Genomic DNA, 22,070 nt, shown 5'->3' on the forward strand with positions numbered 1-22,070 from the left:
ACCGCTTGGCTCGACTCGCTGGTTGCCGACGGCCGCTACATCGAGGACGTCTACGATCGGCTACAAGTCGGGGGTCAGGTGTTCTGGAGGGGGAAGCCAGCGAGGCCTTTCCAGGCGAGGGTGGACATCAGGCCGACCGCCTCGTCGCGGGAGATCGTTCCGCGCGCGTCCAGCCAGTCGCGCGCGGTCACCTGGGCCAGGCCGACCAGACCCACCGCCAGCAGGCGGGCGCGCTCGGCGTCCAGCCCGGCATCCGCCGTCACCGCCTCGGTGATCGCATCGATGCAGCCGTGCAGCGCGCTTTCGACGGACTTCTCCACCGCCGGCTCACCGCGCAGGTCGGACTCGAACACCAGCCGGAACGCCTGGTCCTCGCCCGCCACGAACTCGTACAGCGCGCCGATCGCCGCCCGCACCCGGAGCTTGTTGTCCGAGGTGGACGCGATGGCCTCGCGGACGCGGCGCACCAGCTCCTTGCCGTGTACGTCCAGCAGCGCCAGGTAGAGCTCCAGCTTGCCGGGGAAGTGCTGGTAGAGGACGGGTTTGCTGACGCCCGCGCGTTCGGCGATGTCGTCCATCGCCGCCGCGTGGTAGCCGTTGTGCACGAACACGTGCTGGGCAGCTTCGAGCAGCTGTGCGCGGCGTGCGTCGCGGGGCAACCGGACACCTCGGCCAGGTTGCGCGGTCTCGGTCATCCTCGCCTCCACCCGATTCCTTCCAAAACGCGCTCGGTGGCCGTTCCGGCCTCCGGTGCGCACTGACTCTACTCGTCGGTAGCCACAGGTGGCGAAATCCGGTGGTCGAGGGGCCATAATGCTGTAGCTGTGACCACGACTACACCGACCGCTACGACCCCCGGACGACACCAGTTCAGCCGACGGGAGCTGACGCGGGTGCCGCTGGTGGTCGATGGCGTTCCGCCGGTCGACCTCGCGGCCAAACCGCCGCCCGGCCAGCGCGTCGACCTCGCCACCAGCTGGGGACCGGTGCGCCTGCACATGCGGGAAACGTCCGGACCAGCGGCGACCGCTGAGACGGCAGTGCACCTGCACGGTCTGGCCGGTTCCTCTACGAACTGGACCGACCTCGCCTCGGTGCTTTCGGTGAAGCTGCGCAGCATCGCGGTCGACCTACCCGGATTCGGCCACACCGAACCACCGCCCGGCTTCCCGTGCACCCGACAGGCCAACGCCGAAGCGGTGATCGGCCTGCTCGAGCAGCTCTCCGGGCCGGTGCACCTGTCCGGCAACTCCTTCGGCGCGGCGGTGGCGGTCGAGGTGGCGGTGCAGCGCCCCGACCTGATCGCCACGCTGACCTTGATCTCCCCGGCCATGCCCGACCTGCGGCTGGATCCCCGGCGGGTCTCCGATCCGAGGATCGCGCTGGCCATGGTGCCGGTGGTCGGGGCGCGGACGCGTCGGCAGCTGGCCGCCGTGACTCCGGCTGAGCGGGCCGAGCAGCTGATGCGGCTGTGCTTCGCCGATCCGGATGTCGTGCCACCGCACCGCTTCGCCGAGGCGGTCGCGGAGTTCGAGGAGCGCGACGGACTGCCATGGGCTGGACCGGCGCTGGGGCGGACCACGGTAGAACTGGTGCGGTCCTGGCTGGTGCCGCCAGCGCGCTCGTTGTGGCGGCTGCTGCCGGAGATCAGCGCGCGGACTCTCGTCGTGTGGGGTGCTGAAGATCGGGTCGTCTCGGCCCGGAAGGCGCCGCGCACCGCCCTGCTGATTTCACGCGGAAAGCTGCTCGTGCTGCCACGTACGGGTCACGTCGCGCAGATGGAGCGGCCACGGATCGTCGCGCGGGCGGTGCTCGGCCTGGTGGAGTCGGAGAACTGGTGATGATCGGATTGCGCCGGTCCGGGCGGGCTTCGCCGGATTGGTCACGTGCAGTGGCCGGTGTGACCTGGGGTGCCGGATTGGCTGTGGCACGCTAGTGCGCGTGACCCGCCCGCCGCAGCGACCTCGTAAATCAGCGAACGACCGCCGACCGGCGAGTCGTACTCGTGCGAGAGTGAACGCGGGGGAAAGCCGGGGGGAGCCGCTGGCGGCGTCCTGGAACCCGACCACCGAGCCGTCCGAACTCGAGATCGTCGATGACGCTGAGGAATTCGAGGACGAGCCGCGCCCGCGACCGCGCCGGAAGAAGCGCGCTGGAGTGGTGTCCCGGTACGGCTGGCGGATCTACGCCGTGCCGCTGCTGGTCGTGATCAGCGCGCTCGCGGTGTTCCAGACCGTGCGCCCCACCGACGGCGGCGCCACCACCGATCAGGCCGGAGCCAGCTCGGACACCCCGGAGCAACCGGTCGTCACCGAAGCCGCCCCGGGCCAGAAGTTCGACCCGAATCTGTTCTCCGCCGATCTGCCCCCGGGCGGCAAGATCCCGGAGACCGGCGCGCGCACGTTCCAGGTGCTGCCCGGCAACTCGCCGGTGATCGGCCACGGACAGCTGTACCGCTACACCGTCGAGGTCGAGGTCGGGGTGGAGCTCGCCGACCCCAACGCCGACTTCGGCAACCTGGTGCAGACGACGCTGTCCGACCCGCGCAGCTGGACCAACCCGCAGGGCGCCACCGGGACCGGGCCGATCTCGCTGCAGCGGGTCGACGCGGGCGGCCCGAGCCCGGACTTCCGGGTGATCCTGGTCAGCCAGCAGACCGCGCGCGAGGCCTGCGACTACAGCGACGGCGTGCCCTACGACAGCTCGTGCCGCAAGGGCGAGATGGTCTACCTCAACGCGGCCCGCTGGGTGCGCGGCGCGGTGTCGTTCCAAGGCGACATCGGCGACTACCGCCGCTACGCGATCAACCACGAGGTCGGCCACGTCTTCGGCAACAAGCACGTCGGCTGCCCGACGCAGGGTGGCTTGGCGCCGGTGATGATGCAGCAGAGCTTCAGCGTCTCGAACAACGAGCTGCACGAGCTGAACAAGATCGCCGACCAAGGCACTCAGATCCCGTCGGACGGATTCGTCTGCAAGCCGAACGCCTGGCCCTTCCCGACTGGCTGATACCAGCCGGCGTTTTCGGACGGGTTGGGTCTCGGAGTGTGGGAGTAGTTTGGGTTGCGGAAGGGCATCGGGGAGTCTTGCGTTGCAGATTTCGTGAGGCCCCGTTCGGGCGCTTCCGGGGACGCTTGAGGTGCTGCCGACGTGCTCGTGCGCTGGTGGCGCCGACCATTGAGGAGGAGCTGGGAATGTCCGGCGCAACGTCGCTGCCGCCGCTGGTCGAACCGGCGGCTGAGCTGACCAAGGAAGAGGTCGCGCGCTACAGCCGACACCTGATCATCCCGGACGTCGGGATGGACGGGCAGAAGCGGCTGAAGAACGCCAAGGTGCTGGTGGTCGGCGCCGGCGGCCTGGGCAGCCCGGCGCTGCTGTACCTGGCCGCGGCCGGGGTGGGCACGCTCGGCATCGTCGAGTTCGACGAGGTCGACGAGTCCAACCTGCACCGCCAGGTCATCCACGGGCAGTCCGACCTCGGCCGGCCGAAGGCCGAGTCGGCCCGCGACTCGATCGCCGAGGTCAACCCGTTCGTCAAGGTGAACCTGCACCAGACGCACCTGAGCTCGGACAACGCGCTCGACATCTTCCGCGACTACGACCTGATCCTGGACGGCACGGACAACTTCGCCACCCGGTACCTGGTCAACGATGCCGCGGTGCTGGCGGGCAAGCCGTACGTGTGGGGCTCGATCTTCCGCTTCGAGGGCCAGGCCAGCGTGTTCTGGGACCAGCACGGTCCGAACTACCGCGACCTGTACCCCGAGCCGCCGCCGCCCGGCATGGTGCCGTCCTGCGCCGAGGGCGGTGTGCTCGGCGTGCTGTGCGCCTCCATCGGCTCGATCATGGTCAACGAGGCGATCAAGCTGATCACCGGCATCGGCGAGACGCTGCTCGGGCGCCTGATGATCTACGACGCGCTGGAGATGAGCTACCGGACCGTCAAGATCCGCAAGGACCCGAACGCCACGCCGATCACCGAGCTGATCGACTACGAGGCGTTCTGCGGCGTGGTCTCCGCCGACGCGCAGGAAGCCGCCGCGAACAGCACGATCACGCCCGGCGAGCTCAAGTCGATGTTCGACAACGGCGAGAAGTTCGAGCTGATCGACGTCCGGGAGCCGCACGAGTACGAGATCGTCAAGATCGAGGGCTCGAAGCTGATCCCGAAGGACCGGATCCTCTCCGGCGAGGCGCTCGCGGAACTGCCGCAGGACCGCAAGATCGTCCTGCACTGCAAGTCCGGCGCCCGCTCGGCGGAAGCCCTGGCCGCGCTGCACAAGGCGGGCTTCGCGGACGCGGTGCACGTCGGCGGCGGTGTGCTGGGCTGGGCCAACGAGGTCGACCCCAGCCTCCCGACCTACTGATCCGCTGAATACCAGCGGGTCGACGGGTGCTTCGGTGCTCGTCGGCCCGCTGTCGTTTTGGTCCTGGTCTTCGTCTTTGATGCGCCGCCAGGCGCATAGCCCACTCTCGCCACCGGCACCGCCACGCAAAACGAGTGCGGAGACAGATTCTTACGTGATGTATTCGTGGTGTTCGGAGTGCCTGCTGCGGATTTGGCGATCATCGTTGTAGCGTCTGGCTTGTGAGTCCTACGCCGGAGCCGCCACCGCCGCACGTGCGCGCGGCATTCGGTGCGCGCGTCGAAGATCCCGAGTCGCTGGAGGGCGCGGTCGCCTGGCGGTGCGGGGAGATCGTGCTGAAGCCCGCCGCGAACACCGCCGAGGCCGCTTGGGTCGCGCAGACCCTCGACCTGCTCGATCCGGACGAGGTCCGGGTGTCCCGCCCGGTGCGGTCCACCGACGGCCGCTGGGTGGTGTCCGGGTGGTCGGCCAGCCGGAACATCGACGGACGGGCCGAGCCGCGGCACGACGACGTGGTGGCCATGTCGCTGCGCCTGCACGCGGCCAGCCGCTTCCTGGCCCGGCCGCGATTCCTGGCGGCACGCCAGGACATCTACGCGCTCGCCGACCGGATGGCCTGGGGCGAGGTGGAGTACTCGCTGCCCGAGGAGAAGGGCGGACGGCTCTACGACGTGCTCGCCGGTTCGCGGCGCGAGGTGCAGCTGGGACCGCAGGTGGTGCACGGCGACCTGTTCGGCAACGTGCTGTTCACCGACGACGCGGCGCCCGGCATCATCGACTTCAACCCGTACTGGCGGCCCGCGGAGTGGGCGGCGGCGGTCGTGGTGATCGACGCGCTGGCCTGGGGCGGTGCGGACGCGGCGATCGTGGAGCGTTGGTCGCACCTGACCGACTGGCCGCAGGCGCTGCTGCGCGCTTTGCTGTTCCGCTTGGCGGTGCACGCGCTGCACCCGCGGTCGTCCGCGCAGACGCTGACCGGTCTGGAGCGCGCTTCCCAGATGGTCCTCGAAGTGCTCTAGTCGCCCTTCACCGCTGGGCCGTTCAGGTGTGAGGATGGGGCTGTGAGCGAGGATCAGCCGCTGCGCGGTTTCACGGTGGGAGTGACGGCCGAGCGCAAGGCCGACGAGATCGGGGCGCTGTTCACCCGGCGAGGAGCTCGGGTGCTGTTCGGCGCGGCGATGCACACGGTGCCGCTGCCCGAGGACGGCGAACTCGCCGCGGCGACCGAGGCGGTGCTGGCCGGGCCGGTCGACTACGTCGTGGCGATCACCGGGGTCGGGTTCCGGGGTTGGTTCGAGGCGGCTGAGCACGCCGGTGTCGGTGAGCGGTTGTTGGAGCACCTGCGTTCGGCCGAAGTGCTGGCGCGGGGCGCGAAAGCCCGTGGTGCGGTGCGGGGTGCCGGTCTGGTGGAGTCCTTCACCTCGCCGTCGGAGGAGTCCGCCGAGGTGCTGTCGCACCTGCTCGAACGCGACCTCGCGGGCAAGCGGATCGTGCTGCAGGTGCACGGTGATCCGATGCTTTCGTTCCGCGCTGCGTTGCGCGACGCGGGCGCCGAGGTGGTGCCGGTGACCGTCTACCGCTGGACGGACCCGGTGGATCTGGGCGCGTTGGACGCCCTGATCGACGCGGTCCTGCGCGGCGAGGTGGACGCTCTGCCGTTCACCAGCGCGCCGGCGGCGACCAACTTCCTGGCTCGCGCGGATCACACCGGCCGAGGCGAGCAGTTGCGGAAAGCCTTGCGGGACGGGGTTTTCATCGCCTGCGTCGGGCCGGTGACAGCGGCGCCGATCGCAGCGGCGGGGCTGCCGCACGCGATGCCGGAGCGCTCCCGAACAGCCGCCTTGGTCCGCCTGGTGACCGAAGAACTCCCGAAGCGACACTGACAGTCCGAAGTGGACTGTAATTCGGCGATCGAGTGATTCTGAATTTCCCTAAAGTTGGGAACCCCTGGCGCAGCGCGGGACGTCGGGAGGTTCCCGAATTTCCCTGAAGTTGGGATTCAGGCGCCCCAGCGGTAGCGGCGCATGTTGATGCGGGCTCCGTCGGCGAGGACGCCTTCGGCTCGGAGGAGCTCCAGCTGGCGGTGCTGGAGGTGGTCGGCGACCGTGCCGTTGGAGCGCAGGACTCGGTGCCACGGCAGATCGGCGCTGTCCTCGGCGAGGATGCGGCCCACGATGCGTGCTGAGCGCAGTCCCGCGATCTCGGCGACGTCTCCGTAGGAGAGCACCCATCCGGGCGGGATCGACGCCACGATCGCCCGCACCTGCTCCACGGTCTCCTCGTTCACGAACCCGAAGCTACCGCACAGCACCGTCCAATTGCGTTCCGTCGCGCGGGACGGCTGGGGCGGGAGCGTCCAGTGTGGTGAACGGCCCGTTCGTCCCGATGGGAGCGGCGAACGGGCCGTTCGGTGCTCAGCCCTGGAATCCGGCGACGATCTTGGTGAACTCCCACGGCTGCTGGTCGATGCCGCTGCAGGCGTCGGCGCCGCCGCCTCCCTCGCAGGAGCGGTCCCGGTTGAGCGACCAGAAGGTGAACCGGCCGAGGTTCTTCTCCTTGGCGTAGTCGGCCATCTTCTGGAAGTCGGCCGGGGTGACGACCTCGCCGGTGTCGGTGTTGCCGTTCATCGACGAGATCCCGGCGTGCGAGTACGCCTCCTCGTCGGTGTAGCCGAAGGCGGTCTTGAGCTGCTCCTTCAGCGCTTCGGTGGAGGTGATGGTGTCGGCCGCCATGTCGGTGCCGCCGAAGTTGAACGGCATCTGAGTCCACACGTCGACGTTCGCGCCGATCTCCGCGGCCTTGCCGATCAGCCGCTTGCCCGAGTCGTTCGGGCCGTCGATCCGCGTTGGGAAGGTGATCACCGTCTGCAGGCCGGGATTGGCCTCCTTGACGGTCTTCAGCGCCTCCAGGACCCGGTCCTGCGCCTCCGGGGTGTCGAACTCGGTGGACTCGATGTCGATGTCGATGGCCTTCAGCTCGTAGGCGTCGATCAGCTTCTGGTAGGCGCCGGCCAGCGACTGCGCGTCCTGGCAGGCCTCGCCGAGCTTGTTGCCGGCCCAGCCGCCGATGGACGGGATGACGTCGCCGCCACCAGCGCGGACCTCGTCGATGATGGCCTTCTCCGGCCCGTCGAGCGGGCGGTTGCCGTCCCAGGTGGGGTTGCAGGTGCCGTCGGAGAGGATGAACGCCAGTGTGAAGTCCTTGATGCCGGTGGCGCTCATCACCTCGCCGACCGCGGGCCGGTTGCCCCAGCCGTTGTAGAGGTAGGGCGAGGCAGCGGCCGGAGAGGTGGCCTCGGGGCGGGCGTCGGTGGCTTCAGCGCTGAGCCCGGGAACGGCGCCGAGGGTCAGCGCTGCTGCCGCCGCCGCACAGGTAAGCAGGCTCTTGCGGACCTTGCTCACGATTTCCTCCTTCGGGGGAGCGAATGGGGCTCGGGGGAGAGATTTCGCAGGTCACGGGCGGGGACCCCGTGATGATCCGAAACCATGCCAGAGGGAAAAATTGGTTTGTACCACCAAAAGGTGGTCTTGAATTCACATTGAATTGGCGTTAATCGCGCGCGATGGTTTCCGTGGAAAAAGCAGGTGAACCGTGTTCGCACGAATACACGTGGGGGAGGGGCGCGGCGGTTCAGCACCGTCCCGGAATCGGGTACGCCGAGAACGGAAGACCGACCGCTCCACCTGCGGGGGAGATCATGTCGGCGAACCGCGAGCCCTTCGCGACCTTGTCGTTGACGCGTGGTTCCATCGACGGGTGCCTTCCCCGACCGCGCCAGTGCTCGTGCGCCGTGCCGAACCCGCTCGGCGGCGCACCACTTGGGACGCGGCCGGGCAGCGTGCGCTGGCGCACTCCTTCGGCTTCCTGCGCGTGCTCGGCGGCCCCGGGACCGGCAAGAGCACGCTCATCGCCGAGCTGGCCGCCGACCGGATCCGCAACCGCGAGGTGTCGCCGGAGAACGTCCTGGTCCTGACCGGGAGTCGCCGCGCCGCGTCCTGGATGCGCACCGAGATCACCCGGCTGCTCACCGGATCGTCGACCGCGCTGCGCACTGCGCCTGAACCGCTGGTCCGCACCGTCCACTCCTACGCCTTCGCGGTGCTGCGATTGCAGGCAGCGCGCGACGAACTGCCGCCGCCGCAGCTGCTGAACGGCCCGGACCAGGATGCGTTGATCCGCGACCTGCTGGCCGGTGACGTGGAGATCGGCGCGGCGGACTGGCCGGAACCGCTGCGCCCCGCGCTGACCGTCCCCGGCTTCGCCGAGGAGCTGCGCGACCTCCTGCTGCGCGCCGCGGAGCGCGGTGTCGGGCCGGAGAAGCTGGCGGCGCTCGGGCGTCAGCACGGCCGTCCCGAATGGATCGCCGCTGGCAAGTTCGCGCGGCAGTACGAGCGGGTCACGTTGCTGCGCGGCGCTGGTGGTTCGCAGGCCCCCGCGTTGGACGCCGCCGAGCTGGTCGGTTCGGCGCTGCTGGCCTTCGACACCGATCCGAAGCTGCTCGCCGCGGAGCAGGACCGCGTGCGTTATGTGTTCGTCGACGACGCCCAGCACCTGGACCCGCAGCAGTACTGGTTGATCAGGCGGCTCGGCGACACCGCCACCGAGTTCGTGCTGGCCGGCGACCCCGACCAGGCCGTGTACTCGTTCCGCGGCGCCGACCCGCGCTGCCTGTTGGACTCCGATCAGGACGGCAACAGCACCGAGGTGCTGACCATCGACCACCGGATGTCCAAAGCGGTCCGCGAAGCGGTGCAGCGGTTGGCGGAGCGGCTGCCGGGATCGGGGCCGCAGCGCAAGCTGGTCGAGCCCGAAGACGAGCGCGACGGGTCGGTGCAGGTGCGGCTGCTGGCCACCGAGGCGCAGGAGGCGTCCTGGATCGCTGACCAGTTGCGCCGGGCGCATCTGATCGATGAGATTCCCTGGTCGCAGATGGCGGTCGTGGTCCGCTCGACCGGTCTGTCGTTGCCGGTGTTGCGCCGCGCCTTGCTCGCGGCGAGTGTGCCGATTGCGCTTCCGGTGGACGACATCCCGTTGGCGCAGCGGAATGCTGTCCGTCCACTGTTGACACTGCTGCGCTGCGCGGCGCGTCCGCAGGCGCTCGATCCGGACTCCGCGGCTGAGCTGTTGGCTTCGCCGCTCGGTGGTGCCGATCCGTTGGCGCTGCGGCGGTTGCGTCGTGGACTCCGGCGCCTGGAGCTGGCCGCGGGTGGTGGCCGGGCCAGCGGTGAACTGCTGGTGGAAGTCCTGCAGGACGACGACCAGCTCGCCGCGCTCGAGGCTTCCGCGGCGGAGCCGGCTCGGAAGGTCGCGGGCCTGCTGCGCAAGGCTGCCGAATCGGTGTCTGCCGGGCACAGCGTTGAAGAAACCCTCTGGCGGGTCTGGAAGGCCAGCGGTCTGGAGAAGCGCTGGGTGGCGCAGTCCGAACGGCACGGTGTCGTCGGCGCTCAGGCCGACCGAGACCTGGATGCCATCGTGTCGCTGTTCGACGCGGCAGCTCAGTACGTCGACCGGTTGCCCGGTGCTGACGCGGCCGGTTTCGCCGATTACCTGACCAGCCAGCAGATCGCGGGCAGCTCGCTCGCGCCGACCGCGCCCCGCGACAACGCCGTCCAAGTGCTCACCGCGCATGCTGCGAGCGGCCAGGAGTGGGAAGTCGTGGCGATTCCCGGCATCCAGGAGGGCATCTGGCCGGACCTCCGGCTGCGCGGATCGCTGCTCGGGGTGGAGCGGTTGGTCGACGTGCTGGCCGGGATGGACGCAGAACGGGTGTCGGCCACCGCTCCGCTGCTGGCCGAGGAGCGTCGGCTGTTGCGGGTCGCCGCCAGCCGGGCGCGGCGGAACCTGCTGGTCAGCGCGGTGCGTGGAGAGGACGACCAGCCTTCGCGGTTCCTGGACGAGCTGGAGGGCGTGGACAGCGATCCGGACGCGGTGGAGCGGCCGATCGCCCGGCCGGAACGCGGCTTGGCACTGGCCGATCTGGTCGGCGAGCTGCGGCGGGTGGTGTGCGACCCGGAGGCGGTGCCGCAGCGGCGGGAGCGCGCGGCGAAGCAGCTGGCGCGACTGGCGGCGGAGGACGTGCCGGGCGCCAGCCCGGAGAGCTGGTACGGGCTGCCGGAGAACTCCACGGCTGAACCGCTGGTGACCGACGACGAGCCGGTTCGCGTGTCTCCGTCCACTGTGGAGATTCTAGCCAAGTGCCCGCTGCGCTGGATGGTGGAGCGGCACGGCGGCCAGGACACCGCTGAACTCGCCGCGCTCACCGGAACCCTGGTGCACGCGCTGGTCCAGGCCGCCGCGGAAGGCGCGGACACCAAGCAGCTGCACAAGGCGCTCGACGACGCGTGGGACTCGGTGGACGCAGGTGCGCCGTGGTTCTCCCGCAAGGAGCGCAAGCGCGTGGAGAACATGCTCGACGCCTTCGTGAACTGGCTGGTGCAGTCGCGGGCCGAACTCACCCAGCTCGGGGTGGAGAAGGACCTCGACGTCACGGTCCCGGCCCGCCCCGGTGGTCCGTGGCTGCGGCTGCGCGGTCGGGTCGACCGGCTCGAGGTCGACGGCGAAGGCCGTCCCGTGGTGGTGGACGTCAAGACCGGGAAGAGCCCGGTCAGCAAGGGCGATGCAGAGGAACACCCGCAGCTGGCGGTCTACCAGCTCGCCGCCGCGCTGGGCGCCTTCGGCGAGCACGACGCTCCGGGCGGGGCTCGGCTGCTCTACGTGGCGAAGTCCGACCGGAAGGGCGCCGCCACCGAGCGAACGCAGCAGGCGCTGGACGACGAGCGGATCAAGGTGTGGCTCGACGTGGTGCACACGGCGGCGGCTGACAGCCTCGGCCCGGCCTACGTGGCCACGGAGAACTCCGACTGCTCCCGCTGCCCGGCCCGAACCTGCTGCCCGGTCCACCCAGCCGGAAGACAGGTCGCCCAATGACCGCCCAGTTCCGTCCCCCCAGCAAGGACCCGACGCGGCTCCGGGGCCGTGGGGTGGGTGAGGGGGGTGTGCAGGTGAGCGAGCGGCCGATCGTCAGTCCACATCGGATCGCGCAGGCGCTCGGACTGCACCCGCCGACACCGGAGCAGGCCGCTGTCATCGCCGCGCCCGCCGAACCGGCGCTGGTCGTCGCAGGTGCGGGCGCGGGTAAGACTGAGACCATGGCCGCGCGGGTGGTCTGGCTGGTGGCGAATCAGCTGGTCACGCCGGAACGCATCCTCGGCCTGACCTTCACCCGGAAAGCCGCGCGACAGCTCGCCGACCGGGTGCGCGCGCGGCTGCGAAGGCTCGCCGGATCGGGGCTGCTGGACGAGGTCGACCCGAGCGGGCAGCTGCGGTCCACGGTGCTCACCGAAGACCCGACGGTGCTGACCTATCACGCTTACGCCGGTCGGATCGTCGGCGAGCACGGGCTGCGGGTTCCGGTCGAGCCGGGCGCGCGACTGCTGAGCGAGACGGCGTCGTGGCAGCTCGCGCACCGCGTGGTCGCGACCTGGACCGAAGACCTGGACACCGACAAGGTTCCGTCCACTGTGACCGGTTACGTTCTGTCGCTGGCCGGGGAACTCGCCGAGCACCTGGTGAGTCCGCGCGATCTGCGCGACCACGCCGAAAAGCTGTGCGAGGTCGTCGAAAACGCGCCGCGGACGAAGGGGCAGCGCGCGAACCTGCCGCAGGACCTGATGAAGGTCGTCGCCGCACAGCAGTTGCGGATCGCGCTGCTGCCACTGGTCGAGGAGTACGCGCAGAGCAAGCGGCGGGAAGGGGCGATGGACTTCGCCGACCAGATGTCGCTCGCCGCGCTGCTGGCCGCCGAACATCCCGAGGTGGTCGAGGGCGAACGGGCCCGCTACGGCGCCGTGCTGCTCGACGAGTACCAGGACACCGGGCACGCGCAGCGGGTGCTGCTGCGGTCGCTGTTCGGGCAGGGCGACCAGCTGCCGGTCACGTCGGTGGGGGACCCGGCGCAGGCGATCTACGGCTGGCGCGGCGCGAGCGCGGCGAACCTCCCGCGCTTCACCACCGACTTCCCGCGCGCCGAGAACGGGCGCCCGGAGCCGGCCAGCCGCTACGGACTGCTGACCAGCTTCCGCAACCCCTCGGAAATCCTGGAAGTCGCCAACGCGGTGTCCGAGCCGCTGCGCCGGATCGGCCTCGAAGTGGACGAGCTGCGCCCCCGGGAAGGCGCCGAGCCCGGTGACATCCGCCTGGCCCTGACCGAGCACGTCCGCGAAGAGCTCGACTGGGTAGCCGACCAGATCGCCGCGCAGTGGCACGCCGCGCTGGACGAAGGCGGCTCGCCCCCGACCGCTGCGGTGCTGGTGCGGCGGCGCGCGGACATGGCCGACATCGCCGCTGTGCTGCGCGAACGCGGACTGCCCGTGGAAGTCGTCGGTCTCGGCGGGCTGCTCGACGAAGCCGAGGTGCGGGACCTGGTCAGCGCGCTGCGCACGCTGGTCGACCCGTTGGCCGGAACGGCCGCGATGCGGCTGCTGACTGGCTCGCGCTGGCGCATCGGTGCCGCCGACATCGCCGCGTTGTGGGAGCGGGCGCGTGAACTCGGCGCGCAGGCGTTCAAGGAACCGGAATCCGACGATCCATCCGCAGTGGTCACCGCGGCGCTGCCTGGGGAGAACGCCGAGCAGGCCGGGCTGGTCGACGCCCTCGACGACCCCGGCGACGCCGCGCGCTACTCCGCGGCCGGCTACCAGCGGATCCGCAGGCTCGGCGGCGAACTCGCCAACCTGCGGCGACGTCTCGACCAGCCGCTGCCCGAGCTGGTCGCCGACGTCGAGCGGACCCTGCTGCTGGACATCGAGAGCCTCGCGCGATCGGTGGGCCCGGGCCGGATCCATCTGGACGCTTTCGCCGACGTGGTCACCTCTTTCGCCATGACCAGTCCGTCGGCCACCCTGTCCTCGCTGCTGGACTACCTGTCCGCCGCCGAGCGCGCCGAGGACGGGCTGGAGCCGGGTGAGGTCGAAGTCGCCGAGGACCGCGTCCAGGTGCTGACCGTGCATGCGGCGAAAGGCCTGGAATGGCAGGTGGTTGCCGTTCCGCACCTGGTCAACGACGTCTTCCCCGGCAAGCGCAAGTCGTCGTCCTGGCTCCGCTCGGTTACCTCGCTGCCCGCCGAGCTGCGTGGTGACGCGCAGGACCTCCCGGTGCTGGACGTCGACCGACTGTCCGGAATGGACCGCAAGGAGATCACCGAAGCGCTGGGCATCCACGACGAGGAGTTCGAGGAGCGGCGGATCGCTGAGGAGCGCCGACTGCTCTACGTCGCGGTCACGCGCTCGGAGCGGACGCTGCTGCTCTCCGGGCACTGGTGGGGTGAGAACGGCGACCGGCCGAAGGGGCCGTCGATCTTCCTGCAAGAGCTGGCAGCAGTGCTGAACGGCTCCAACGTCGGGGTGCTCGACCAGTTGGCGCCGCAGCCGGCGGAGGACGCGCCGAACCCGCTGGCCGAGTCGGTGCGCAGCGTGGAATGGCCGATCGATCCGCTGGGCCCGCGCCGCGAAGCGGTCGCCGAAGGCGCGGAGCTGGTGCGCGCTGCGCTGTCCTATGTAGACACCGCAGGGTCGGAGGACGACGACGAGGAGGGCTGGGCCCGGGATGTCGAGGTGCTGCTCGCTGAGCGAGCGGCGGCAGCGCAGCGCCGGGAGCAGGTCCGGCTGCCGGAACACCTTTCGGTGAGCCAACTCGTCGAGCTGGCCGGGGACACCGACGGCCTGGCGCGGCGGCTGCGTCGTCCGCTGCCGTTCCCGCCGAACCCGATGACCCGGCGCGGCACCGCTTTCCACGCCTGGCTCGAGCACCGGTTCACCTCGTCCGCGCTGCTGGACATCGACGAACTGCCCGGCGCGGCCGATGAATCCGCGCCGATGCAGGAGGATCTGGCCGAACTGCAGCAGGCGTTCCTGGACGGGACGTGGGCCGATCGCACCCCGCACCGCGTCGAGGTGCCGTTCGAGACCCAGGTCGAGGGAATCGTCCTGCGCGGCCGGATGGACGCGGTGTTCCGCGACCCCGACGGCGGCTGGACGGTGGTGGACTGGAAGACCGGCGCGGTGCCCGGCGGCGACCAGGTGCCCGCGCTGTCGGTGCAGCTGGCGGCCTACCGGCTGGCGTGGGCGGAGCTGTCCCGCACGCCGCTGGAGAAGGTCCGCGCGGCGTTCCACTACGTCCGCCACGACCACACCCTGCGCCCGGCCGACCTCCTCGACGCCGACGGCATCCGGAACCTCATCACCGCTGTTCCCAAGGCGGAGTGAACGTTCCCGGATTTCCGCAGGGTTCCGGGATCACCGAACGAGCTGTGATGCAAGCGGCGGTAACACGTTCGGGTGGCGGAGCTTGAGATGCTGCCGCGCGGCGGAACAGTATGCCCGCGATGAACACGCACTGGAAGCTCAGCGCCCCACCGGAATCCGAAGTGCACGTGGACGCCGAGGTGCTCGCGATGCGCGCCCCGCTGGTGCGGGTGCACCGCGACGACACCGGCACCTGGTCCTTCGACGGCCCGGGCGAATCCCCGCGCCCGTCGAAGAAGACCCTGCTCAGCGCCGTCGTCGGCGCCTGGCCGCACGTCGCCGCGCTGTCCGACCTGGGCACCGGTGCCGCCGCCGTGTGGTCGTGGAAGCGGCACGGCTGGGCCAGCGAGTTCCCGTGCGAGTGCGGCTCCTGCGACCAGCCGGTGGCCATGGACATCGACCGCCGAGCTTGGCCGGAGGAACTGCAGCCGCACACCATCCTCAGCGTCGAGCAGACCGCCTTGTCCGGTCAGACGGCGCTGACCGACATCATCTCCACGCCCGGCGGAGTCGCTCTCCTCGGACCGGGTCAGCACCGCCGCACGGCAGACCTGATGACCCCGGTCGCCCTGGCCAACGCAATCCGCCGCTGGCCCCACACCATGCAGGCACTCCGCATGCTGAAGGAGGGCCACGGCATGCGATGGAATCCCGAGGGGCTCAACTGGCACGAATACGTGCTGGCCTGATCTTCATGCAGTTCCAGCCTCGTTTTGCTTAGCGACGTTCGTCGCGCGGTGCCAGCCATGCCGTAGCTGCTACTTACCGCAGAAAGCAAGCGTTTTCGCTGGTATTGGGGTTCGTGAGCACTTCGCGGCGCTATGGCACCGCGGAGTGCTCACGATCGTTCATCAGGCGTTTTCGGTCAGCTGGGGTAGTTCGAGGAGTCGGGAGTAGAGGACTTCCAGGAGCCAGCGGCCGAAGAGGGACGAACCGAACTCCGCGGTCCGGTCCTCCGGAGGGATCACCAGCTCGGCCGGGCTGCCGGGCGCAGCGTTGACCACGCCCACCCCGTAGTAGTCGAGCTCGAGCATGCGCAGCGGGCGGTACGGCTGGTTCGACGAGAGCACCACCGCGCACGGCGCCAACGTCAAGAGCGTTCCGCACGCGCGCAGCGCGAAGCGCGGGTGGGCCACCGGGACCAGAGCGCCGAGCAGGTCCACTGCGGGGACCGGCACGTGATCGTGCGTGGTCGGCTCGGACCAGGAGCGGAACCAGGCCGGATTGAGCTCGGGCGCCCAGCCGTTGCGACTGCGCCACTGGTGGACGTCCTGGCGGATGCGCACCACGGCGGCGAACTTCGCGCCGAGGACCTCCACGTCCGGGATCAGCTGGCCGTCCCAACCCAGGGCGCGGGCCGCGTGCTGGAGCTGCTGCACTTCTGCATCGTAGAACGCCGAACCCCGGAAACGGGGGCTGGTCTTCCGCTCTGGATCAGAAGTCGTTATCCGCGCCGGGGTGCCGCTCCGCACCGGGATCGCGCGCGGAGTTACTGTTCTCCGCCGTGAGTGGTCGCGAAGTCGGGGAGCACTGTTCATGATGCGGCGCGGAGCCAGGGCGCTGGCGCACCCGTTCCTGGGCGGGTCAGCCGACAAGGAAGAGCTGACCAGTCGGCCGGATCACGCCCTGGTCGGCGTGATCCGGATGCCCGGCAGCGCGATCAGCCCGGTCCGCTCGATAACCCGCCGTATCATCGGCGCCGTCCTCGCACTGGTGGCCACGGTGCTGCTGGTCTACGTCGACCGCGATGGCTACCAGGACGGCAACGCGGGCGACGGGCTAAGCCTGCTCGACGCCATCTACTACGCGACGGTGACGCTGTCCACCACCGGCTACGGCGACATCACCCCGGTCAGCGATTCGGCGCGGCTGGTGAACGTGCTGGTCATCACACCGCTGCGGGTGCTGTTCCTGATCGTGCTGGTCGGTACCACACTGGAAGTGCTCACCGAGCGCTCGCGACAGGCGTTCAAGATCCAACGCTGGAGGTCCAAGGTGCGCGACCACGTGGTCGTCATCGGATACGGAACCAAGGGCCGGTCCGCGGTCACCGCGCTGCTCGGCGAAGGCGCCGACCCCAGCCGCATCGTGGTGGTCGACACCAACCACACCGCGCTGGAGGCGGCCTCCGCGCAGGGGCTGGTCACGGTCAACGGTTCCGGCACGCGCTCGGACGTGCTTCGGGTGGCCGGCGTGACCCGCGCGCAGGCCATCGTGGTGGCCCCGGCCCGCGACGACACCGCGGTGCTGGTCACCCTGACCACGCGGCAGCTGGCGCCGAAGGCCCAGATCGTCGCGGCGGTGCGGGAGGCCGAGAACGTCCACCTGCTGCGGCAGTCGGGTGCGGACTCCGTGGTGGTCTCCAGCGAAACGGCCGGACGCCTGCTCGGCATGGCGACCTCCACGCCGTCCGTGGTGGAGATGTTCGAGGACCTGCTCACCCCGGACGCCGGGCTGGCGATCGCCGAGCGCGAGGTGGAGGACCAGGAGGTCGGCGGCTCGCCGCGGCACCTGTCCGACATCGTGCTCGGCGTGGTCCGCGACGGGCACCTGTACCGGGTGGACGCGCCGGAGGCCGACGCCATCGAGTCCGGCGACCGCCTGCTGTACGTGAAGAGGGTGACCCCGGCGGAGCCGTGATTCCGCGACAACCCGCGGTCACCGCTCGAAATCCTGGCAATATCGAAGTCGTGAGTAGGCAACGAGGTTCGGCGTCGGTCGCGTCGACCCTGCTTGTCCTGGGGCTGCTCTGCGCAGCCCTGGCGGGAGCGGCCGTGTGGCCGCTGGTGGTGGCAGCTGATCGCGAGCGCGCGCAGCTGCGCCCGGCGACGGCGACCGTCGTCGAGTCACGTCCGTGCGGTGCGCGGACGGCGGGCGATCTGGTCGAGGTCGAGATCGGCGGCGAAGTCCGCCGCGTGCCGTTCGACGGCTGCGGGCACAGTCGCGGCCAGCAGTTCCCGGTGCTGGTTCCGGCCGATGCGACCGGAGACGTCGTGGTGCGCCCGGTCACGGCGAACGATTCACCGCTCGACGAGCTCGCCAAGCGGGCCCAGTGGATCCTGCTCACCCTCGCCGGTGTCGCCGGCGGCGGGTACGCCCTGATGCTCGGCCGCCGCTGACCCGAAAACCTGTTTTTGAAAACCAGGCTCAAAGACAGGTACTCAGTTCACGTCGGACGGGTCGGCCAGCCAGGTGTTGCACTCGGTGACCTCGTTCTTGTAGAAGCCCTGGTCGATCCACGCCTGGTTGGTCTTCATGGTGCCGTGGTCGCGCTGCGCGTTGTACTCGTCGCCGCGTTCGCGGGAGTCCTGCAGCGCCGGGAAGATGTAGTCGTTGCTGACCCCGCCGTTCTGCAGCGCGGCCAGCGACATGCCCTCGAAGCAGGTCGCCTGCAGCTCAGAGCGGCGAGTCAGTTCCAGGCCGGCTGCGGTGTCGCCGCCGCCCGCGTCGTAGGAGGCCTCGCCGTAGGCGGCGTTGATCCCGGCCATGCCCTGCACCGCGTGCCCGAATTCGTGCGCGAACTGGCCGAGGTACGCGCCTGCATCGGTGCGCTGCTCCTTCTCGGAGTAGTACCGCGCGGTCATGTAGATCGTGTGGCTGCCAGGGCAGTACATCGCGGTCTGATCCCATTTCCGCGTGCCGCAAGGGGTTTCGAAGTCATCACCGCTGGTGATCACCTGCGGCATCCGGACCGGCAGGTTCGCGTCCTCCAGCAGCGGTGTCCACGCCTCCATCAGGCAGGGAAGCGCGGCCTGGAAGAAGCGGTCCTGCGACTCGACGTCGGTGTCGAAGGAGGGCAGGTTGCAGGAGGTGTTCACCGCGCCGTTGTTCGGGATGTTGATCGGGTGGTCGCCCAGCCTCGACACCGGTCGGATCTGGTCCTCCGGCTCGTAGGTGCTGGTCTCCGAGCTGCTGCCCGAGGTCGTCGTCTCGCTGCTGCTGGAGGTGCTCGAGGTCGTGCTGGACGTGCTCTCGTCGGATGTCGTGGTCTCGCTGCTGCTCGTGCTGTCGTAGTCCGAAGCGCGATCGGAAGTGATAGCGGCGGCGACCGCGCCGATCATGGTGATGCTGAACAACGTCACGCCGACCAGCACCAGCGCGACGATGACCCCGGTGTTGCTCTTGCGCTGCGGCGGCCGCATCGGTGGCATCTGCGGGCCCGGAGCGGCGCCCTGCGGTGGGAACGGGCGGGCGGTCGGCGGCGGCCCGGAAACAGGGCGGATTCCGGGCGGGGGTAACGGCGGACGCTGCGACTGCGGACCCTGGGGCGGTAGGCCGTGCGGTCGCTGCTGAGGCTGCATCGGCGGCTGCTGCGCGCCGCGAGGGTGTTGGGGTGGCCACGGCTGCTGTGGTGGTTGCGGTCCTTGCGGCGGCCGAGGCGGCTGGGTCATGCGGTCTTCCTCGCGGTGTATCTGAAGTGGACGGTCAGTCGAGCTCAGCGGTCCGCCACCGGGCCGTCGTCTTCCCAACTTCCTCGAATTGATCTCGCCGGTTGCGGACCAGAGCTTAACTTCGGGCGGATATCGTCCGGGCCGTGTTGACCAAATGGGGGCTGGCGATCGCACTGGCCGGGACGCTGTTTGGCGCCCCGGGCGCAGTGGCTCAAGCGCAACCGGCTGACCCACGACCCGACGCCGTGTCCAGCGACGTTCATCTCAAGCTGGAGCGCGACGGACTGTTGTCGGTCACCGAGCAGATCACCGTCCCCCAAGGCTCGCCCGTGATTCGGAGCACGCCGTTGCGGCAGGCGACAGGTCCGGGCGAGGAGCGGGTGTTCACCGTCTCCGACGCCTCGGTCGACGGCGGTGGCGACGTGCAGGTCGACGCCGACGAGATGCGCGTGACGCTGAAACCCGGTGTGGCGACGCTGAAGTACGCGGTGCGCGGTGCCGTGGCGGACGCCGGTGACCTGCAGGACGTGCGCTGGCAGGTGTCCGGCGGCTGGAACGTGCCGGTGCAGCGCATCGAGGTGGCGCTGCTGTCGCCTCGGGTGCCGCAGGCGATCGTGTGCCTCGCTGGTCCGCTGGGCAGCGAGCACCGCTGCGACCAGTTCGAGATCTCCCACACCCAGGAGATGCGGGCGATGACCTCCGGGCTGGAACCCGGAGACCGCATGGACGTCACCTTCAAGCTCCCGGCCGGCACCGTCCCGGCGACGGCGGTGACCGAGCAGTACTTCAGCCTGGCGAAGGCGTTCTCGCTGACCCCGGGCACCGGCGTCGGGCTGGCCGCGATCGGTCTGGTGCTCATCGGCGGACTCGGCCTGGTCTGGTACGTCCGAGGTCGGGATGCGCACGCGTTCGGCGACGACGTGGGGCGCGTCGAGGTGCTGATGACCGACGAGCGCGGCGGCGTCACCTTCGCCTCGCCGGACGGCGTGCTGCCCGGCGAGATCGGCACGGTCGTCGACGAACGGGTCGACCCGGTCGACGTGACGGCGACGATCATCGACCTCGCGGTCCGCAACTACCTGTGGATCGAGGAATTGCCCGGCCAGGACTGGCGTTTCGTGCGCATCAACCCGGCGGACGAGTCGCTGCGGCCCTACGAGCGCGCGGTCTACGACCTGCTGGTCGGCCAAGCGCCGGAAGTCCGCCTGTCCCAGCTGCGCGGCCCGAACCTCAACCGGGTGCGCGACGCGCTGTACGCGGAGGTCGTGGACAAGGAGTGGTTCGCCCGCCGCCCGGACGCGGACCGAAACCTGTTCTGGTGGAGCGGAATCGGCGTCGCGATCGGCGGCGCAGTGCTCACCGCGGCCCTGGCGCTGACGACCTCGGTCGCCCTCCTCGGCCTCGGCGTGGTGCTCGGCGGCATCGCGATGGTGGCCAGCGCACGCCTGATGCCGGCCCGAACCCGCCGCGGCAGTGCCCTGGTCATGCAGGTCCGAGGCCTGCGCGGCTACCTCCACGACGCCGCGGCGAACTCCCTGCCCCCGGCGGACCGGGAAACGGTGTTCTCCCGCTCGCTCCCGTACGCGGTGGTCCTGGGCGAAACAGACCGCTGGCTGGCGGAATTCGCCGAACTCGACCCAGCAGCAGACGGAACCCCGGGCCTCTGCTGGTACGCAACCCCCGAAACGGCGCCCAACCTCCAGAACTTCCGCCAAACCTTCCCAACCCTGGTGAACACCCTGAACACAACCCTGAAGTCCTGACCACATCGAACAGCCAACCTGACGACATGCCGTGATCATCCGCATGCAGAAGGCAATGCCTGCGCGAGAGTGATCCGCTTTCCTGAGTGATCGGGGCCGGGTAGAGCTGCGTGCTCGGGTTTCGAGTCTGCGGGCCGGTTCCGCGGGATGCGGCGGCTCTATGACCTGGGCCAAACAGGTGATATCCGACGGGATCGATGCTGGTGGGAACCATTCCGGTCCGGCCTGCGTCAAGCTGGGGTGCCCACGTTTCGTGGGGGAGATCGCAGAGTCCGGAGGGATCTGGGATGGCAGGCGCCGAGAGTGCAGGCTTCGCTGGGGCGGCCGCGGGGATCCAGGCCGTTGCCGCACAGACGAATTGGGTGAACCAGCAGGTCGGTGCAGGCAAGCTCGCCCTGGATCCGGATGCTGCGGAGAAGGCTGCCAAGCACTGCGAGGAAGAAGCCGAAGCCTTGCGTCGACTGTTCCGCGAGGCACGTGCGATTACTCGTGTTGCTGGGCTTGGCAACTACCCGGATGGCAAGGACTTGACCCATCGGTTCGAGACGAAAGCCAATGATGGGGAAGCTGGCGCTATGGCTTTGATCCGTCAGATGCAGGACGAACTACAGAAGATGGCGGATGCCTACCGCGCTGCGGCGAAGGACTACCGTGCCATCGACGAACAGCACGCCCAGGACATTCAGCGAGGTATGTAGTGAGTTCACTTTCCCGGTCTGTGGTCGCGGTCGTTGCCGGCTTGTCGCTGCTCGGGCTTTCCGCTTGTTCGGGCGGTGGGAGCTCCAGCGGTTCGGAGGAGTCTCCGACTTCGGCGACTTCTGGTTCTGGGCTGGAGAGCTTCGACCCGTGCACGTTTTTCAAGCCCGACGAGTTGACGTCGTGGGGAGTGTCGACGCAGAGCGCTGACTTCACGCCGGTGGAGTCCGAGCCCGGTTGCGAGTGGGTTGGCGAGAAGATGACTGTGTCGTTGCAGAAGAACGTCAAGGAGACGGTGTCGTCGTACCGGGAGAGCGGAAGCTGGGACTCCTACGACGAGCAGAAGTTCGGCGGCCGTAACGGTGCCAAGGCTGTTGAATCTGGAGCTACCGGTCAGGGCGGCTGCACGGTGCTCGTCGATGCTGGTGGCGGGGTAGCGATCTACATGGTCGATGGCGCGCGGCGCGACTCCGTCGATGCTTGTGCCGAGGCCGAGAAGGTTGCCAATCAGACCGCTTCGAGACTTCCTGAGTGATAGGAGCTAGGGGGAGT

The 22,070-nt window shown here is 69.6% G+C and carries 18 protein-coding genes; 13 read left to right on the forward strand and 5 right to left on the reverse strand.

Features of this window, described 5'->3' with window-relative positions; all coding sequences use genetic code 11:
- Positions 1 to 74: 74 nt before the first annotated feature.
- The gene (locus ACWCO2_RS21320) at positions 75 to 695 is read right to left on the reverse strand and encodes a TetR/AcrR family transcriptional regulator (protein ID WP_450129501.1); all 621 of its coding nucleotides are present in this window, start codon (positions 693 to 695) and stop codon (positions 75 to 77) included.
- A 129-nt stretch (positions 696 to 824) separates the two neighbouring features.
- Here ACWCO2_RS21320 and ACWCO2_RS21325 point away from each other — a divergent pair, with 129 nt between their 5' ends.
- The 5 genes from ACWCO2_RS21325 (at position 825) to ACWCO2_RS21345 (ending at position 6,250) form a co-directional block, all read left to right on the forward strand.
- Positions 825 to 1,841 carry an alpha/beta fold hydrolase gene (locus tag ACWCO2_RS21325; protein WP_450129502.1) on the forward strand — a complete coding sequence of 339 codons (1,017 nt, stop codon included), beginning with the start codon at positions 825 to 827 and terminating at the stop codon, positions 1,839 to 1,841.
- Positions 1,842 to 2,013: 172 nt separating this feature from the next.
- Positions 2,014 to 3,009 carry a DUF3152 domain-containing protein gene (locus tag ACWCO2_RS21330; protein WP_450129503.1) on the forward strand — a complete coding sequence of 332 codons (996 nt, stop codon included), beginning with the start codon at positions 2,014 to 2,016 and terminating at the stop codon, positions 3,007 to 3,009.
- Between the two features lie 185 nt (positions 3,010 to 3,194).
- A complete protein-coding gene (moeZ, locus tag ACWCO2_RS21335) occupies positions 3,195 to 4,367 on the forward strand; it encodes an adenylyltransferase/sulfurtransferase MoeZ (RefSeq protein WP_450129504.1) in 1,173 nt (390 codons plus the stop codon).
- Between the two features lie 221 nt (positions 4,368 to 4,588).
- Positions 4,589 to 5,386 carry a TIGR02569 family protein gene (locus ACWCO2_RS21340; protein WP_450129505.1) on the forward strand — a complete coding sequence of 266 codons (798 nt, stop codon included), beginning with the start codon at positions 4,589 to 4,591 and terminating at the stop codon, positions 5,384 to 5,386.
- 42 nt (positions 5,387 to 5,428) lie between these two features.
- Positions 5,429 to 6,250, forward strand: coding sequence for a uroporphyrinogen-III synthase (locus ACWCO2_RS21345; RefSeq protein ID WP_450129506.1), 822 nt, complete (start codon positions 5,429 to 5,431; stop codon positions 6,248 to 6,250).
- 116 nt (positions 6,251 to 6,366) lie between these two features.
- Here the strand turns inward: ACWCO2_RS21345 and ACWCO2_RS21350 are convergent, their stop codons facing one another.
- On the reverse strand, positions 6,367 to 6,654 hold the full coding sequence (locus ACWCO2_RS21350) for an MGMT family protein (RefSeq protein WP_450129507.1): 288 nt from the start codon (positions 6,652 to 6,654) through the stop codon (positions 6,367 to 6,369).
- Between the two features lie 127 nt (positions 6,655 to 6,781).
- On the reverse strand, positions 6,782 to 7,768 hold the full coding sequence (locus ACWCO2_RS21355; protein ID WP_450129508.1) for a chitinase: 987 nt from the start codon (positions 7,766 to 7,768) through the stop codon (positions 6,782 to 6,784).
- A gap of 355 nt (positions 7,769 to 8,123) precedes the next feature.
- Between ACWCO2_RS21355 and ACWCO2_RS21360 the strand changes: the two genes are divergently transcribed.
- The 3 genes from ACWCO2_RS21360 (at position 8,124) to ACWCO2_RS21370 (ending at position 15,357) form a co-directional block, all read left to right on the forward strand.
- Positions 8,124 to 11,294, forward strand: a complete 3,171-nt coding sequence (locus ACWCO2_RS21360; protein WP_450129509.1) for an ATP-dependent helicase — start codon at positions 8,124 to 8,126, stop codon at positions 11,292 to 11,294.
- Between the two features lie 68 nt (positions 11,295 to 11,362).
- The gene (locus ACWCO2_RS21365) at positions 11,363 to 14,629 is read left to right on the forward strand and encodes an ATP-dependent helicase (protein WP_450129510.1); all 3,267 of its coding nucleotides are present in this window, start codon (positions 11,363 to 11,365) and stop codon (positions 14,627 to 14,629) included.
- Positions 14,630 to 14,748: 119 nt separating this feature from the next.
- Positions 14,749 to 15,357, forward strand: a complete 609-nt coding sequence (locus tag ACWCO2_RS21370; RefSeq protein WP_450129511.1) for a hypothetical protein — start codon at positions 14,749 to 14,751, stop codon at positions 15,355 to 15,357.
- A 162-nt stretch (positions 15,358 to 15,519) separates the two neighbouring features.
- Here ACWCO2_RS21370 and ACWCO2_RS21375 read toward each other — a convergent pair whose 3' ends face one another.
- Positions 15,520 to 16,047, reverse strand: a complete 528-nt coding sequence (locus ACWCO2_RS21375) for a hypothetical protein (protein WP_450129512.1) — start codon at positions 16,045 to 16,047, stop codon at positions 15,520 to 15,522.
- A 265-nt stretch (positions 16,048 to 16,312) separates the two neighbouring features.
- Between ACWCO2_RS21375 and ACWCO2_RS21380 the strand changes: the two genes are divergently transcribed.
- Together ACWCO2_RS21380 and ACWCO2_RS21385 are read left to right on the forward strand one after the other, a co-directional pair.
- Entirely contained in the window at positions 16,313 to 17,308 is a 996-nt protein-coding gene (locus ACWCO2_RS21380) for a potassium channel family protein (RefSeq protein ID WP_450129570.1), read from the forward strand.
- 50 nt (positions 17,309 to 17,358) lie between these two features.
- On the forward strand, positions 17,359 to 17,787 hold the full coding sequence (locus ACWCO2_RS21385) for a hypothetical protein (RefSeq protein ID WP_450129513.1): 429 nt from the start codon (positions 17,359 to 17,361) through the stop codon (positions 17,785 to 17,787).
- A 42-nt stretch (positions 17,788 to 17,829) separates the two neighbouring features.
- Here the strand turns inward: ACWCO2_RS21385 and ACWCO2_RS21390 are convergent, their stop codons facing one another.
- The gene (locus ACWCO2_RS21390; RefSeq protein WP_450129514.1) at positions 17,830 to 19,059 is read right to left on the reverse strand and encodes a neutral zinc metallopeptidase; all 1,230 of its coding nucleotides are present in this window, start codon (positions 19,057 to 19,059) and stop codon (positions 17,830 to 17,832) included.
- A 143-nt stretch (positions 19,060 to 19,202) separates the two neighbouring features.
- On the opposite strand from ACWCO2_RS21390, the gene ACWCO2_RS21395 reads away from it, so the two are divergent.
- The 3 genes from ACWCO2_RS21395 to ACWCO2_RS21405 all read left to right on the forward strand — a co-directional run bounded on the left by ACWCO2_RS21395 (position 19,203) and on the right by ACWCO2_RS21405 (position 22,053).
- Positions 19,203 to 20,822 (forward strand): DUF2207 domain-containing protein, encoded by a 1,620-nt coding sequence (locus ACWCO2_RS21395; RefSeq protein ID WP_450129515.1) that lies wholly within the window; start codon positions 19,203 to 19,205, stop codon positions 20,820 to 20,822.
- Positions 20,823 to 21,109: 287 nt separating this feature from the next.
- On the forward strand, positions 21,110 to 21,520 hold the full coding sequence (locus tag ACWCO2_RS21400; RefSeq protein WP_450129516.1) for a hypothetical protein: 411 nt from the start codon (positions 21,110 to 21,112) through the stop codon (positions 21,518 to 21,520).
- 41 nt (positions 21,521 to 21,561) lie between these two features.
- Positions 21,562 to 22,053 carry a DUF3558 family protein gene (locus tag ACWCO2_RS21405; protein WP_450129517.1) on the forward strand — a complete coding sequence of 164 codons (492 nt, stop codon included), beginning with the start codon at positions 21,562 to 21,564 and terminating at the stop codon, positions 22,051 to 22,053.
- Positions 22,054 to 22,070 lie beyond the last annotated feature (17 nt).

The sequence above is a fragment of the Saccharopolyspora sp. NPDC002376 genome, assembly GCF_053593195.1.